Source organism: Pseudomonas inefficax, from assembly GCF_032164165.1.
Lineage (GTDB): Bacteria > Pseudomonadota > Gammaproteobacteria > Pseudomonadales > Pseudomonadaceae > Aquipseudomonas > Aquipseudomonas inefficax.
In genome coordinates this window covers 1,003,812-1,017,132 of sequence record NZ_CP134401.1, presented here as the reverse complement: position 1 = coordinate 1,017,132, position 13,321 = coordinate 1,003,812, and the positions used below count along the sequence as shown (strand labels likewise).

General features: G+C 63.1%; 14 protein-coding genes. 7 read left to right on the top strand and 7 right to left on the bottom strand.

The genetic code is table 11. The features are described from left to right. Window positions 1-151 precede the first annotated feature (151 nt). Window positions 152-2,602 (bottom strand): TonB-dependent siderophore receptor, encoded by a 2,451-nt coding sequence (locus tag RIN61_RS04595; protein WP_207876914.1) that lies wholly within the window; start codon window positions 2,600-2,602, stop codon window positions 152-154. 126 nt (window positions 2,603-2,728) lie between these two features. Beyond that, window positions 2,729-3,589: a dihydropyoverdine dehydrogenase gene (pvdO, locus tag RIN61_RS04590; protein WP_207876912.1), complete on the bottom strand. Its 861-nt coding sequence runs from the start codon at window positions 3,587-3,589 to the stop codon at window positions 2,729-2,731. A 389-nt stretch (window positions 3,590-3,978) separates the two neighbouring features. Between pvdO and RIN61_RS04585 the strand changes: the two genes are divergently transcribed. Beyond that, a complete protein-coding gene (locus tag RIN61_RS04585; protein WP_166674295.1) occupies window positions 3,979-4,143 on the top strand; it encodes a hypothetical protein in 165 nt (54 codons plus the stop codon). 116 nt (window positions 4,144-4,259) lie between these two features. After that, on the top strand, window positions 4,260-5,141 hold the full coding sequence (locus RIN61_RS04580) for a DMT family transporter (protein WP_207876910.1): 882 nt from the start codon (window positions 4,260-4,262) through the stop codon (window positions 5,139-5,141). A 3-nt stretch (window positions 5,142-5,144) separates the two neighbouring features. Here RIN61_RS04580 and RIN61_RS04575 read toward each other — a convergent pair whose 3' ends face one another. Together RIN61_RS04575 and RIN61_RS04570 are read right to left on the bottom strand one after the other, a co-directional pair. Then, window positions 5,145-5,603: a DUF4265 domain-containing protein gene (locus RIN61_RS04575; RefSeq protein ID WP_207876908.1), complete on the bottom strand. Its 459-nt coding sequence runs from the start codon at window positions 5,601-5,603 to the stop codon at window positions 5,145-5,147. Window positions 5,604-5,616: 13 nt separating this feature from the next. Beyond that, complete coding sequence (locus tag RIN61_RS04570; protein ID WP_112253226.1) at window positions 5,617-6,492, bottom strand: DMT family transporter; 876 nt, start codon at window positions 6,490-6,492, stop codon at window positions 5,617-5,619. Window positions 6,493-6,740: 248 nt separating this feature from the next. On the opposite strand from RIN61_RS04570, the gene aceK reads away from it, so the two are divergent. Beyond that, window positions 6,741-8,456 carry a bifunctional isocitrate dehydrogenase kinase/phosphatase gene (gene aceK, locus RIN61_RS04565; RefSeq protein WP_215521068.1) on the top strand — a complete coding sequence of 572 codons (1,716 nt, stop codon included), beginning with the start codon at window positions 6,741-6,743 and terminating at the stop codon, window positions 8,454-8,456. Window positions 8,457-8,585: 129 nt separating this feature from the next. Here the strand turns inward: aceK and RIN61_RS04560 are convergent, their stop codons facing one another. Beyond that, window positions 8,586-9,446, bottom strand: a complete 861-nt coding sequence (locus RIN61_RS04560; RefSeq protein ID WP_313855964.1) for a DUF6279 family lipoprotein — start codon at window positions 9,444-9,446, stop codon at window positions 8,586-8,588. Window positions 9,447-9,577: 131 nt separating this feature from the next. Between RIN61_RS04560 and RIN61_RS04555 the strand changes: the two genes are divergently transcribed. Beyond that, window positions 9,578-10,414, top strand: coding sequence for a CvfB family protein (locus RIN61_RS04555; RefSeq protein ID WP_112253222.1), 837 nt, complete (start codon window positions 9,578-9,580; stop codon window positions 10,412-10,414). On the opposite strand, the gene RIN61_RS04550 is transcribed toward RIN61_RS04555, so the two are convergent. Continuing rightward, window positions 10,415-10,795: a hypothetical protein gene (locus RIN61_RS04550; RefSeq protein WP_013973727.1), complete on the bottom strand. Its 381-nt coding sequence runs from the start codon at window positions 10,793-10,795 to the stop codon at window positions 10,415-10,417. Between the two features lie 186 nt (window positions 10,796-10,981). Between RIN61_RS04550 and RIN61_RS04545 the strand changes: the two genes are divergently transcribed. The 3 genes from RIN61_RS04545 (at window position 10,982) to def (ending at window position 12,873) form a co-directional block, all read left to right on the top strand. After that, on the top strand, window positions 10,982-11,161 hold the full coding sequence (locus RIN61_RS04545; RefSeq protein WP_015271319.1) for a CsbD family protein: 180 nt from the start codon (window positions 10,982-10,984) through the stop codon (window positions 11,159-11,161). A 219-nt stretch (window positions 11,162-11,380) separates the two neighbouring features. Further along, entirely contained in the window at window positions 11,381-12,340 is a 960-nt protein-coding gene (locus tag RIN61_RS04540; protein ID WP_313855960.1) for a YihY/virulence factor BrkB family protein, read from the top strand. Beyond that, window positions 12,337-12,873, top strand: a complete 537-nt coding sequence (gene def / locus RIN61_RS04535; RefSeq protein ID WP_112253220.1) for a peptide deformylase — start codon at window positions 12,337-12,339, stop codon at window positions 12,871-12,873. Before RIN61_RS04540 ends, def begins: the two co-directional genes overlap by 4 nt. On the opposite strand, the gene RIN61_RS04530 is transcribed toward def, so the two are convergent. Continuing rightward, window positions 12,828-13,196, bottom strand: a complete 369-nt coding sequence (locus tag RIN61_RS04530) for a GNAT family N-acetyltransferase (protein ID WP_112253219.1) — start codon at window positions 13,194-13,196, stop codon at window positions 12,828-12,830. The two genes, def and RIN61_RS04530, sit on opposite strands and share 46 nt — an antisense overlap. Between the last annotated feature and the right edge of the window lie 125 nt (window positions 13,197-13,321).

Here is a 13,321-nt window from a genome sequence, read left to right as displayed (position 1 = left end):
CAAGCCCAGCTGAATGACCTGTGGGGCCCACCTTCAACCTGGGCCCCACAGGTTTTTCATGTCGGCAGTGCCGTCACCGAGACGAAAAAAAGCGGCGTCATCCTGTGTGGATGACGCCGCTTCGACTACAACGGTACAGGTGGCTGTCGGCCTAGAAGTCGTAGCGCAGGCTCATGGTGGCATTACGCGGGTCACCGTAATGGCCAACACTGCCGCCGATACCCGAGTAGTACTTCTCGTCGAAGATGTTGTTCAGGTTCAGGGTGGCGGCCAGATGGTCGGTGACCTGATAGCGCGCCATCAGGCTGGCAACCGTGTAGTCATCCTGGGTAGCCCGGGCTTTGAGGCTGTTGTAGTAGAGCGACATGCTGGAGTTCCAGGACACCCCGCCACCCACCGTCAGCCTGTTCCAGTCACCCTGGAAGCGATAGGTGTTCCAGAAGCGGAAGGTGTCCATGGAGTACTGCGTCAGCTGGCGCACGCCATCGGCGTCCTCCGTGCGGGCATGGCTGTAGCTGGTCATGACCTGCCAACCAGGCAGTACCTCACCCGACAGTTCCAGGTCGATACCCTTGGTTTCGGTACCCTTTGCGCCCTTGTAGGCTTGCTGGTCGAGCGTGCCTGGCACGATCGCGTCGCCATCCTGCACCGCCAGGTTGTCACGCTTGACCAGGAACAATGCCGTACTGGCGTTCAGACGCCCGTCGTAGAACGCCCCTTTCCAGCCTACTTCGTAGTTGCTGCCTATGACAGGGCCAATGACCGAACCGTTACGATCGAGGTTGGATTGTGGCTTGAAGATATCGGTATAGCTGGCGTACACCGATTGCTCGGGGGTCAGGTCATAGATGATGCCCGCGTACGGTGTTACTTCACCCCGCTCGTGCATTTTGACGTTCGTAGTAGGCCAGTAGTAATAGTCGTAGTCATAGTCGGAGGTGCGCGCGCCCACGATTACGTTGAGGTCGTCCATCAGGTTGAACTTGAATGCCGCGTAGGCGCCTCGCTGGCTGCTCTTGATGTCGAGAATTTCCCCCAGTGCGCCAGTATCGGTAGGCCGAGGCAGGTAGTTGTCCCAGTCATAGAAGTTGACGGTTGTGTTGCCTACGTCATAACCGGTGTGATCGTTCTTGTAATCCTGATAGTTGAAACCGGTGATGAACTCGTGGGTGCGCCCGAACAGGGAAAAAGGCCCCTGCAGCGTCAGGTCCAGGCCGCGCTGGGTCTGGTCGGCTTCAGCGTTGTAACGCAACATTCGCGCAGCGCCGGTTTCTTCATTGATCCACGCTCGGCCCGAAGAGGTCTGATAAGAGCCGTTGTAGTTATCGCGATTGGAATCCATGTAGTTCGCGGCCAGCTTGAGTTGCCAGTCATTGGCGAAAGTGTGCTCGGCGGCCATGAAATAGTTGGTGGTTTCCAGCTCGTCGTACATCCAGCGGGCGCCGGAGCTGGTCGAGCGGGAGAAGTTGGTCTGCTTGCCGTTGGTGAACAACAGCGGCACACCCGGTGAACCGGTGGCCTTGAACTTCTGGTAATCGACGCCGAAACGCACCAGGGTGGCGTCGTTCAGGTCCGCTTCGAGAACACCGTAGAGAATGTCCTTGTCTTCCTTGTACCAGTCGCGAAAGCTGCCGCTTTTCTGCTTGGCCGCCACCATGCGCCCGCGCAGGTTGCCGCCCTCGGTCAAGGGGCCGGAAACATCGACTTCGCTGCGGTAGGAGTCCCAGGAGCCGACAGTGCCCTGGATGTGCGACTGGAATTCGCGGGTCGGGCGTTTGCGAATGAGGTTGACCACGCCGCCGGGTTCACCGGCGCCGGTCATCAGGCCGGTGGCGCCGCGGACGATTTCGACGCGGTCGTAAATGGTCATGTCCAGCAAGGTGCTGGGCATGTTGCGGGTCTGGTTTTCCTGGGTGGTGGTCACGCCGTCAAGCTGGTAGGTGTTGATGGCACTGCCGCGGGAGTAGATGTTGTAGCGCAGGCCACCGTCCTGGGACATGGTGATGCCCGGTGTCTGGTTCAGCACCTGGGTCACGCTGTTGAGCTGCTGGTCGTCCATGCGCTGGCGGGTGATCACACTGATCGACTGGGGCGTCTCACGTATCGACAGGTTCATCTTGGTGGCAGTGTTGGTGACACCGGTGGTGTAGGAGCCCGTGCCTTCGGTGGTGGCACCAAGGCCCACGCTATTGACGTTGGTCGCCGAAAGCTCGACCTGGCCGGCCTGTGCGCCCGAACTGGCCGTCACCGTTACGGTGTTGCCATCGATCTGGTAACGCAGCCCGGTGCCTTGCAGCAGTGTCCGCAGCGAAGACTGCAGGTCATGCCGGCCCTTGAGGGCCGTGGAGCGCAGCCCATTGATGTCCTCCGGGCTGTACAGCAACTGGGTATCGGTCTGCCTGGCCAGTGCCTGCAACGCCGAGTTCATCGACTGCGCTGGAATGTCCAGGGTCCACTCCTGTGCCTGCACCTGGGCAACCATCGCAGCGGATATCGCCAGGCCCAGGCCGATGCGGGTTAACGCGCGCTGGGGGCGAAGGGAATGACGGATCAGTAACGCTTTGGCAAGCGGGTTGAGCGGGCCGGGGAGGGACTTGGACATCTATTGCGGTCTCGTTGGCAGAGGGTTTTTTTCTATGTCAGCTATAGGACGCAGCACCTGTGAAAAACCGGAACGATTCTTATTGGCGATTTTTTTGCCCGGTGCTGCGTTAACCGCGTCACAACTTCACAGTTCGCGTGCTACGCGAAAGCCGAGGAAGTCACCGCGGGTGGTCTTGAGGCGGTCGTTGCGGTTGGCCGAGCGGGAGAAGATCGGCGGTTCGCCCCAGTCGTTGCCGCGCATGTGCGCGCGGATGCACTTGGGGTCCTGGATCCAGGCGCTGCCGTCGGTGGGGGCGCCTTCGTAGCTGTCGTGGTAGCAGTCGGCGACCCATTCGTAGACGTTGCCGTGCATGTCGTACATGCCGAAGGCATTGGGCGGGTAGCTGCCCACCGGGGCGGTGAAGGCGTAGCCGTCCTTGGGACCATAGGTGTTGGCGTGCTTGCTGATTTCGTACTTGCCCGGTTCGTCGAAGGGGAAGGGGAACGGGCCGCTGGAGCCACCACGGGCGGCATATTCGCGTTCGGCTTCGCTGACCATGCGGTAGGGTTTGCCGGTGGTTTTCGCCAGCCATCGGGTGTAGGCCTGCACTTCGTCGTAGTCGACGCACACCGCCGGCTGGCGGGGGCCTTGCTTGTAGCTGGGCTTGCTGGCTTCGCACCAGCGGCCAGGGCGGTCGTCGCCGCTCTTGATGACGGTGCCGGTGGCCTTGATGTAGGCGTCCAGTTCGCCGGCGGTGACCTGGTAGCGGCTCATGGCGAAGGGCTTGGCGAAGGTCACGGTGTGCAGCGGGCCCTCGTCGGGCTGGCGGCCGACTTCGTCGTCGGGGGCACCCATTACATAGCTGCCGGCGGGCAGCACGACCATCTCGGGGCAGTCCTTGCAGTCTTGGAACACGTCGCCGGGCTTGGCGGCGTGGGCGTAGGCGCTGACCAGCAGCAGGCATGTGACCTGGGCTGGCCGGTAGAGCCAGGCGGATACGTTCATCGGTGGTCCTCGAAACGGGTGAATGCGGGCTGCGTTTCGCATTCAGACGAATCGGGGTGGTGAGAAATTAACCAATACACACGCGGCCCCTTACCAGCCAGTTAACGTCACTGGGGCTGCTGCGCAGCCCATCGCCGGCAAGCCAGGCTCCCATAGGGACCGCGAAAAATCTTGAGGCCTGCGCTGTACTTGTGGGAGCCCGGCTTGCCGGCGATGGGGCGCGAAGCGGCCCCGGCAATATCGGCGTGGATGCAAAGAACTGGGGCCGCTTCGCGCCCCCTCGCGACACAAGGCCGCTCCTACACGGGATCATGGCCGGCGGGGTAGTTGCCAGCCAGGAAACACCGGGCTATAGTCCAGCCCACTGTTCTCTTCCCGAAGACCTGTTCATGCCAGCCAGCCCTTCCACCACAAGCTTTGCCATCGCGCCAGTCGCGGGCATGGTCGTGCGTGGCTGCCAGCAGCCGGCGATGATCAGTCACTATCCACCACCACCTGTCAGTGGCGTCGTAGGCGGCGTAGCTCCGCCTGCTTGCGTGGTCGTGCTGGGCTGATCGGCTTCTGGCCGCATCCCTTCGCACACGCAACCTACTGAACACGGTCGGCGACTTCCCACGCTGAAGCACACGCCGTCCGTCTGGCTTATTCGCCTTGAATCAGGTGGCAATAAATGTCTGTCTTTAGCAAAGCATCCGTGGCCTCGGCGGCCACTACCAGCCTGTTCGTCCTGCTGTGGAGCAGCGGGGCGATCGTTTCCAAACTTGGCCTGGCACACGCCAGCCCGTTCGCCTTCCTGCTGTTGCGCTCGGCGCTGGCCCTGGCCGGCCTGCTGTTGATCGGCCCGTTGCTGGGGCTACGCTGGCCGCGCAGTCGCGGGGCCATCCTGCGAGCCCTGGGTACCGGCTCTGTGTTACTCGGCGCCTATCAGATCTTCTATCTGCTGGCGCTCGATACCCACGTTACCCCCGGCGTCATGGCCACGGTGATGGGGGTACAACCGATCCTGACCGTGGTGCTGATGGAGCGCCAGCGCTCCTGGAGCCGCTTGTTCGGCCTGGGGTTGGGGCTTGGCGGGTTGATCATGGTGGTCTACCAGGGCATCAACCTGGGCGGGGTGTCGCTGGCGGGGATGCTGTTCGCCTTGCTGGCCCTGGTCAGCATGACCTTCGGCTCAATCCTGCAGAAGCGCATCACCGACAACCCCATGGGCACGCTGCCTCTGCAGTATCTGGCCGGCTTTGCCATGTGCGCGCTGTTCGCGCCGCTGCAGCCGTTGCATGTGGAGTGGACTGGTGGTTTCGTCGGCGCGCTGCTGTGGATGGGGTTGGTGGTCTCGTTGCTGGCGACCCTGCTGCTGTACCGGCTGATCGCCAAGGGTAACCTGGTCAATGTCACCAGCCTGTTCTACCTGGTGCCGGCAGTGACCGCGGTGATGGACCTGCTGATCTTCGGCAACCGCCTGGCGCCGCTCAGCCTGCTGGGCATGGGGCTGATCGTGGTGGGCCTGCTGTTCGTGTTTCGCAAGCCCGCCGCGCGCCTGGCCGAGGCGTAGGCCCTAGCGAAATTCTTCGGGGATGGCGTGGCGCAGTACGCCTTCCTCGAAGTCCAGCAGGCCGGCTTCGCGCTGGGTGAGCAGGTAGTAGAGCAAGGTGTCGAGCGAGCGCTGCGGCGGGACCTCGACCGCCAGCATCTTCACCGCCTGCTCGGTTTCGCAGTTGCAGCCGAAGTCGTGCAAGGCCGCGCATACCTGGTCCAGGGTTTCCGGGGGCTTGACGATCACCCGGAACACCGAGCTGCCGCTGCTGCGGCGCAGTTCGGCGAACCAGGTTTCGCCGGCGTCCTCACGGGTGCCGATCACGTCGCCCGGGGCGATGCCGTAGACATGGAAGGGAATGTTGTCGACGGCATAGCCGCCTTCCACGGCCTTGGCCCACAGGCCCTCGACCGAGGCGGGCGGGTAGCCGTTTTCGTCCTGCTCCAGGCGGAACAGCACCTTCTTGTACGCGTCGTTCATCCTGTACCCCGCTTCAGCTTCGTGCCGGGCGCAGCACCAGCCACAATGCCAGGCCAATCAGCAGGCCGCCGTACAGGTGCGCCATCGACAGCGGTTCGTCCAGCAGCCACGCCCCCCACAATACGCCGAATACCGGAATCAGGAAGGTCACGGTGCTGGCCTTGACCGGGCCGATCTCCTCCAGCAGGCGGAAGTACAGGATGTAGGCGAACGCTGTGCACAGCAGGCCCAGCCCCATCAACGACAGCCACACCTGCCAGCCACCCCAGCTGGCAGGCGGCTGGGTCAGCGCGCTCCAGGCGAACAGCGGGCTCAGCATCAGGGTGGCGCCGAGCATGCTGCCCAGTGCCGACAGACGGCTGTCCAGGCCGCTGACCCAGCGGCGGGCGAGGAAGCCGGCAAAGCCGTAGCAGGTGGTGGCCGCCAGGCAGGCAAGTGCGCCTTGCAGCAGGGCCAGGTCCAGGGCCACCGGGCCGGCGCCGCTGAGGATGCCGACGCCGAACAGGCCCAGGAAGATGCCGCAGAGCTTGGCCAGGGTCATTGGTTCGCGGAAGAACAGCACGCCGACCAGCACGCCCATCAACGGCGTCGTGGCGTTGAAGATTGCCGAGTAGCCGGCAGGCAGTACCTGGGCGGCCACGGAGTAGAACGTGGCGGGGATGCCGGAGTTGATCATGCCCAGCACCAGGCAGGCGCCGAGCTTGCCCTGGAAATCCCAGCGCACGCGGGCGGCGGCGAGCAGTGCAACCAGGCCCAGGCAGGCGATGGACACACGGAAGAACGCCGTCGGCACCGTACCCAGTTCGGGGGCGATGATGCGCATGAACAGGAAGCTCGCCCCCCAGACGGCGGCAAGGGTCAGCAGGCGGGCTAGGGCGATGGGGCTCACAGCGGTCTCCGGAGGCGGGGCAGGGGCGCGAGTGTACGTCAGGGGGCCAAGGGATTCTTGTGCTTTCTTGCGGTGTAAATCTGTGCCGGCCTCTTCGCGGGTAAACCCGCTCCCACAGGATTACCACAGGGCCGTGCATTGCACAGAACCTGTGGGAGCGGGTTTACCCGCGAAGAGGTCGGCACAGGCTCCGCAAAAACCAAGAGGCGACTAAGCTCTGTAACTCAACACCGCACCGAGGTCTTCGCATGTCCCAGCCCTGGCCAGCAGTCGAAATCGCCCGGATGATCCTCGCCGGCTTCGATGACTACCGCGATCACTTCCAGCGCATCACCCTCGGTGCCCGCAAACGCTTCGAGCAGGCGCGCTGGCAGGATATCCAGCGTGCTTCCGCCGCCCGCATCAATCTCTATGAAGAAAAGGTCGCCGAGGTCAACGGCTGGCTGCGCCAGGGTTTTGCCGAGGATGTGCTGCTGGATGTCGAGCAATGGCCACTGGTGAAGAATGCCTATATCCACCTGATCGACCCGCGGCTGGACGACGAGCTGTCCGAGACCTGGTACAACTCGCTGTTCTGCAGCCTGTTCAGCCATGACCTGATCAGCGACGGCTGCATGTTCATCCACACCACCCGGCCCTCGATGCGCGGCCGCGAGCGCGCCGCGCAGACCCGTACCTATCGGCCGGACGGCGGGCTCAAGAGCCTGCTTCGGGCGGTGTTCACCGATTACCCGTTCGATGTGCCATACGGCGACCTGGAGGGCGACCTGACGCGCCTGCAAGAGCAATTGCGCGAGTGCCTGCCGGACTGGGTGTGCAAGGACCCAGCGCTGGCGCTGGAGCTGTTCGTGCCGGTGCTGTACCGCAACAAGGGTGCCTACCTGGTTGGCCGGCTGTTCAACAGCGACGAGCAGTGGCCGCTGGTAATCCCGCTGCTGCACCGCGAAGGGCACGGCATCGAGGCCGATGCGCTGATCACCGACGAGGCCGAGGTGTCGATCATCTTTTCCTTCACCCGCTCGTACTTCATGGTCGATGTGCCGGTGCCGGCGGAGTTCGTCAACTTCCTCAAGCGCATCTTGCCGGGCAAGCACGTGGCCGAGCTGTATACCTCCATCGGTTTCTACAAGCACGGCAAGTCGGAGTTCTACCGGGCGCTGATCAACCACCTGGCCAACAGCGACGACCGCTTCGTCATGGCGCCCGGGGTGCGTGGCATGGTCATGAGCGTGTTCACCCTGCCGGGCTTCAACACCGTGTTCAAGATCATCAAGGATCGCTTTTCACCGTCGAAGACGGTCGACCGTGCCACGGTGATCGACAAGTACCGGCTGGTGAAAAGCGTCGACCGCGTTGGGCGGATGGCCGATACCCAGGAGTTTGCCGATTTTCGCTTCCCGCGCAGCAAGTTCGAGCCGGAGTGCCTGGCCGAACTGCTGGAGGTGGCGCCATCGACCGTGGCGCTGGAAGGTGACACGGTGCTGATCCGCCACTGCTGGACCGAGCGGCGCATGACGCCGCTGAACCTGTATCTGGAGCACGCCAGCGAGGGCCAGGTGCTGGAGGCGCTGGAGGATTACGGCCTGGCCATCAAGCAGCTGGCGGCGGCGAATATCTTCCCTGGCGACATGCTGTTGAAGAACTTTGGCGTTACCCGCCATGGCCGGGTGGTGTTCTATGACTATGACGAGATCAGCTTTTTGACCGAGGTGAACTTCCGCCATATCCCGCCGCCGCGTTACCCGGAGGACGAGATGTCGGGCGAGCCGTGGTACTCGATCGGCCCGCATGACGTGTTCCCCGAGGAGTTCCCGCCGTTCCTGTTTGCCGATATCGGCCAGCGGCGGTTGTTCAGCCGCTTGCATGGGGAGTTGTACGATGCGGATTACTGGAAGGGGCTGCAGGCGGCGATTCGTGAAGGGAAGGTGATCGATGTGTTTCCGTATCGGCGCAAGGGGCGGTGATCTTGTTTTATCAGGCCCGGCCTCTTCGCGGGTAAACCCGCTCCCACAGGGACCCCACTGGTTTCAAATCCTGTGCCGTACCTGTGGGAGCGGGTTTACCCGCGAAGAGGCCGGCCCTGCTTTTCCCAGTTAACCCTTCAAACACTTCAACTCACTGAAATCAGTCCGGACCTTGCTCAATTTTTCCTTCAGAAACCGCCGCTGCTGCGGGGTACTCTGCTGCACCAGGTCGACCAGCAAGCTGCGCGCCTGCTGCTCGGTATTCTGATACGCCGCCCGGTACTCCGGCGTCCACAAACTCTCCTTGCGCTGTAACAACGTCGCCAGGCGCGGCTCGAAGCTGGCGTCGTTGCGCTGGTTCATCGCCAGCAGCAATTGCTGCTGCCAGTGCGCTCGATTGGCGATCCATTCGCGGTTCTGGTCGCCCAGCGCCTGGGACCAGGCCTGCACGCGTTGCTTCTGCACCGCGGTCAGCTCGCCGAACCACGGGGTCAGGCGTTTCTCCATGCGTTCGGTACGGCGGGCGATCTGCTTGGCCAACGGCGTATCCACATACTTCTTCTGCCGTTCGCTGATGTCCTCGCGGAACGCCTCGCGCATCTCCGCCACCTGGGCATCGCTCATGCCGCGCAGCAACTCGGTGGCCGAAGGGGTGATTTCCTCGGCCACCCGGCCAATTGCCTCGCGGGCTTCGCGAGTACGCTGCTGCAGGGCCTGGTCGGTCACCTGGTCGTCGGCGACCATGGCGCGTATCCGGTCCAGCCAGTCGAGGTAGCCGGGCAATTGGGTCTTGCAGTGCCAGGCCAGGTGCTCGCGCAGGCGGTCGTCAAGCAGGGCCTTCTGCTCGCTGTTCATGGCCAGGTAGTCGTCCAGCGACCACGGCACCAGGCGGTCGAGGTTGCGGTAGGCCAGGTCGATGCGGCTGCAGGCGGCCAGGGCCAGGGCGAAGCCGATGGCGATGAGCAGGGCTTTGAACAGGCGTAGCGGCATGTGCTGTTCCTTGCTGGGGGCTGGCCAGACGGTAGACGCGACGAGGGGCTGACGGTTCCACCGCATCAGCGGTCGGGCGGCGCGCTGGCTTCAGGTGTAGAATAGCCACCTTGTCTTGAGGAACATCGGAAATGGCTCTGCTTGGGCGTTACAACAGTTTGCAAATCGTGAAACACGTGGACTTCGGCCTGTATCTGGACGGCGGCGCCGACGGCGAGATCCTGCTGCCCGGGCGCTACATCCCGAAAAACGCCGAAACCGAGGTCGATGACTGGCTGAACGTGTTCATCTACCTGGACAGCGAAGACCAGCTGATCGCCACCACCGAGAAGCCCAAGGTGCAGGTCGGCGAATTCGCCAGCCTCAAGGTCAAGGACATCAACGGTGCCGGCATCTTCCTTGACTGGGGCCTGTCCAAGGACCTGCTGATGCCGTACTCGGAAGAGGCGCGGCCGCTGAAGATCGGCGACTACTGCGTGGTGCACGTGTACCTCGACAAGCGCACCCGCCGCATCACTGCCACCTCACGCCTGGACCGCTACCTGGACCGCACCCCGGCGGACTACCAGGTGGGCCAGCCGGTCGAGCTGCTGGTGGCCGGCGAGACGCCTATGGGCTTCAAGGCGATCATCAACAATCGCCACTGGGGCCTGATCCACAAGAACGAAGTTTTCAAGTTCCTGCGCTCGGGCATGCACGAGAAGGGCTTCATCAAGGAAGTGCGCCAGGACGGCAAGATCGCCCTCAGCCTGCAACCGGTCGGCGCGGCCTTGGCCGACAGCCTGCAGGAGCAGATCATGGCGCGCCTGGATGCCGAAGGCGGGGTGCTGAACGTGAGCGACAAGAGCGACCCGGCGCTGATCAGCAAGCTGTTCAACGTCAGCAAGGGCAACTTCAAGAAGGCCATCGGCGGGTTGTTCAAGCAGGGCCGCATCGTCATCCATGACGATCGCATCGAAAAGGCCTGATCAGGCCTGCACGAAGGTACGGAAGTCCAGCTGCTCGCCACCGGGGCGGGTGTCGCGCAGCAGCGAGTCGCGGTCGGCGCTGAGGGCCAGGCTGATGGTCGAGCGGCGCTTGCCCGGGTTGCGCACTTCCATTTGTTCCTGGTGAGCGCGCAGGAAGTTGGTCGGCACCTTCAGGTGCTGCAGCTCGTCGCTTTCCGGGGTGTGCAGCAGCAGGTTGACCCAGTCGGGCTGGCCCTTGCGCAGCAGGGCCACCGGCACCTCGAACCACCACAGGTTGCGCTTGCGGTCGAGGATGGCGAACAGGGTGTTGCTGCTGGTCAGCACCGGGCGGGCCAGTGCTTCGTTGCGCCGGGCGATGGCGGCGGGTTTGTCGAGTTTCATGCAGGTTCCTGCGGGTTGACGCTATGAAGGCCTGCATTGTGAGGGGTGGCGTGTAGCGGAGCAAGGTTTGCCAACCGCCTTGCCGCTCGGTTCGAAGGCAAAAAAACTGTTGGAACGCTTGGCGAAGGCGTCGGGTCCACCGACTGTCGGCACGGTCCTTGTGCCTCCAATTGCAGGAGTTTTGCCATGAGCGGTACCAAAGACAAAGCGAAAGGCCTGGCCAACGAAGCGATCGGCAACGTCAAGCAGGGTGTCGGCAAAGTGACCGACAACGAGCGGCTGCGGGCCGAGGGCGAGGCGCAGGAGCTCAAGGGCGAGGGGCAACAGATCAAGGGCAACGTGAAGGATGCGGTGAAAAAGCCTTGATGTGAGTGACCTGTCCCGGCCATTTCGCGGGTGAACCCGCTCCCACAGGTGCTGCACAGTGCTTGAACTTGCGTAGGACCTGTGGGAGCGGGTTTACCCGCGAAAAGGCCGGTACTGGCGTAAGCAAATTCTTGCAGCATGGCCGGGATCAGCACAGTAACGGCATGGTCTATTAGACTTACCCATGTACTCACGAATCAAGCGGCGAAAGGAGACGCTATGATTTTCCCCGACCTGCGCGGCCTGCCCCTGCACCGCGTGCTGGTACGCACCGTCAAGGAATTTCTCGACGACGAGATGTCGACCTACGCTTCCGCGTTGGCCTACCAGATGCTGTTCTCGCTGTTCCCCTTCCTGCTGTTCCTGATCGCCCTGGTCGGTTTCCTGCACCTGCCGGACTTCTTTTCCTGGCTGCGCCTGCAATCGGAACTGGTGCTGCCACCCCAGGCACTGGAGCAGGTCAACCCGGTGATCGACCAGTTGCAGCAGTCCAAGGGCGGGCTGCTGTCGGTGGGTATCGTGATTGCCCTTTGGACCGCATCGGCCGGTGTGCGCCTGATGATGAGCGCGATGAACGCCGCCTACGATGTGCCCGAGGGCCGCCCGGTATGGAAGCGCATTCCGTTGTCGATCATCTACACAGTCGGCATTGCCGGCATGCTGCTGGTGGCTGCGGCGCTGATGGTGCTGGGGCCGCAGGTGATGGAGTGGATTGCCGCCCAGATCGGCATGCAGGAGGTGATCGTCACCGTGTGGACCATCCTGCGCTGGCCGGCGATCATCATTTTGATGATGGTGGCGGTGGCGCTGATCTATTACGTGATGCCGGATGTGAAGCAGGAATTCCGCTTCATCACACCGGGCTCGGTGCTGGCGGTGGTGGTGTGGATCCTGGCGTCGCTGGGCTTTGCCTACTACGTGAAGACCTTTGCCGATTACAACGCCATGTACGGCAGTATCGGTGCAATCATCGTGCTATTGCTGTATTTCTATATCTCCGCCGCCGTTTTGCTGCTGGGTGCGGAGATGAATGCGGTGATCGAGCACATGTCGAGCGAGGGCAAGAACCCTGGCGAGAAGGACGTCGATGAGCACAAGCCCGGCGAAACCATTACCGTGCTGGGCCATGAGCACCCTGTACCGAGCGAGCATCAATCTTCCGAGCCGAACCCCCGATGATCCGTGACATTCTCAAGATGGGCGACGAACGCCTGCTGCGCATCGCCCCGCCAGTGCCCGAACATATGCTCGGCAGCGCCGAACTGCAGCAACTGATCGACGACATGTTCGAAACCATGCGCCATGTGGGCGGGGTGGGCCTGGCCGCGCCACAGATCGGCATCGACCTGCAGCTTGTCATCTTCGGCTTCGAGCGCAGCGAGCGTTACCCGAATGCCGAACCGGTGCCGCAGACTATCCTGCTCAACCCGGTCATCACGCCGACGTCCAGCGAGATCGAGGACGGTTGGGAAGGTTGCCTGTCGGTGCCTGGCCTGCGCGGCGTGGTACCGCGTTTCAAGCACATCTGCTATGAAGGCATCGACCCCCAGGGCAACCCGATCAACCGCTTTGCCGACGGCTTCCATGCGCGGGTGGTGCAGCATGAATGCGACCACCTGATCGGCCGGCTGTACCCGTCACGCATCCAGGACTTTTCCCGGTTCGGCTACACCGAGGTGCTGTTCCCAGGGCTCGACGCCAGCGACGACTGACCTCGTTGCATTGCTACCAGGCGCTTGCTGCGCTGGTAGCGCTGCAGGCGGCCAGCCAGGGCTTGCGGCAGCAGCTGGGCCATGTCGAAGCCCAGGCGCTGGTAGAAGGGCGCAAGGTCCGGGTGGCAGAACAGCCAGGTGGGCCCGCCAGCCTGCGCCAGCGCCGCCTCGACCAACCGCCCGGCCACCCCCTGGCTGCGCCGTTGCGGGTCGACGAACAACCCGGTCAGCCAGAAGCCATCGCCTACCGGGCTCAGGCTCAAGCCCGCGATGATGCCAGGGCCTCGCGCTACCCACAGCTCAGCATCGCCCGCAGCACGCATGCGTGAGCCGTGCTGGCGGTAAAAGTGGTCCAGCAGCCGGCGTTCCGGGGCCGAAAGTTTCGAACAATCCAAATTTTCAGAAATCGCGCGCCCTGCCCTGAAAGGTGGCCAGAGGCTCTGGCCCG

What these genes read in the sequence shown, in the direction of transcription:
- RIN61_RS04580 (WP_207876910.1), top strand. Translation starts at nt 4,260, where the DNA reads ATGTCTGTCTTTAGCAAAGCATCCGTGGCCTCGGCGGCCACTACCAGC.
- RIN61_RS04595 (WP_207876914.1), bottom strand. Translation starts at nt 2,602, where the DNA reads ATGTCCAAGTCCCTCCCCGGCCCGCTCAACCCGCTTGCCAAAGCGTTA.
- RIN61_RS04560 (WP_313855964.1), bottom strand. Translation starts at nt 9,446, where the DNA reads ATGCCGCTACGCCTGTTCAAAGCCCTGCTCATCGCCATCGGCTTCGCC.
- RIN61_RS04540 (WP_313855960.1), top strand. Translation starts at nt 11,381, where the DNA reads ATGATTTTCCCCGACCTGCGCGGCCTGCCCCTGCACCGCGTGCTGGTA.
- RIN61_RS04585 (WP_166674295.1), top strand. Translation starts at nt 3,979, where the DNA reads ATGCCAGCCAGCCCTTCCACCACAAGCTTTGCCATCGCGCCAGTCGCG.
- RIN61_RS04550 (WP_013973727.1), bottom strand. Translation starts at nt 10,795, where the DNA reads ATGAAACTCGACAAACCCGCCGCCATCGCCCGGCGCAACGAAGCACTG.
- aceK (WP_215521068.1), top strand. Translation starts at nt 6,741, where the DNA reads ATGTCCCAGCCCTGGCCAGCAGTCGAAATCGCCCGGATGATCCTCGCC.
- def (WP_112253220.1), top strand. Translation starts at nt 12,337, where the DNA reads ATGATCCGTGACATTCTCAAGATGGGCGACGAACGCCTGCTGCGCATC.
- RIN61_RS04555 (WP_112253222.1), top strand. Translation starts at nt 9,578, where the DNA reads ATGGCTCTGCTTGGGCGTTACAACAGTTTGCAAATCGTGAAACACGTG.
- RIN61_RS04530 (WP_112253219.1), bottom strand. Translation starts at nt 13,196, where the DNA reads ATGCGTGCTGCGGGCGATGCTGAGCTGTGGGTAGCGCGAGGCCCTGGC.
- RIN61_RS04575 (WP_207876908.1), bottom strand. Translation starts at nt 5,603, where the DNA reads ATGAACGACGCGTACAAGAAGGTGCTGTTCCGCCTGGAGCAGGACGAA.
- pvdO (WP_207876912.1), bottom strand. Translation starts at nt 3,589, where the DNA reads ATGAACGTATCCGCCTGGCTCTACCGGCCAGCCCAGGTCACATGCCTG.
- RIN61_RS04545 (WP_015271319.1), top strand. Translation starts at nt 10,982, where the DNA reads ATGAGCGGTACCAAAGACAAAGCGAAAGGCCTGGCCAACGAAGCGATC.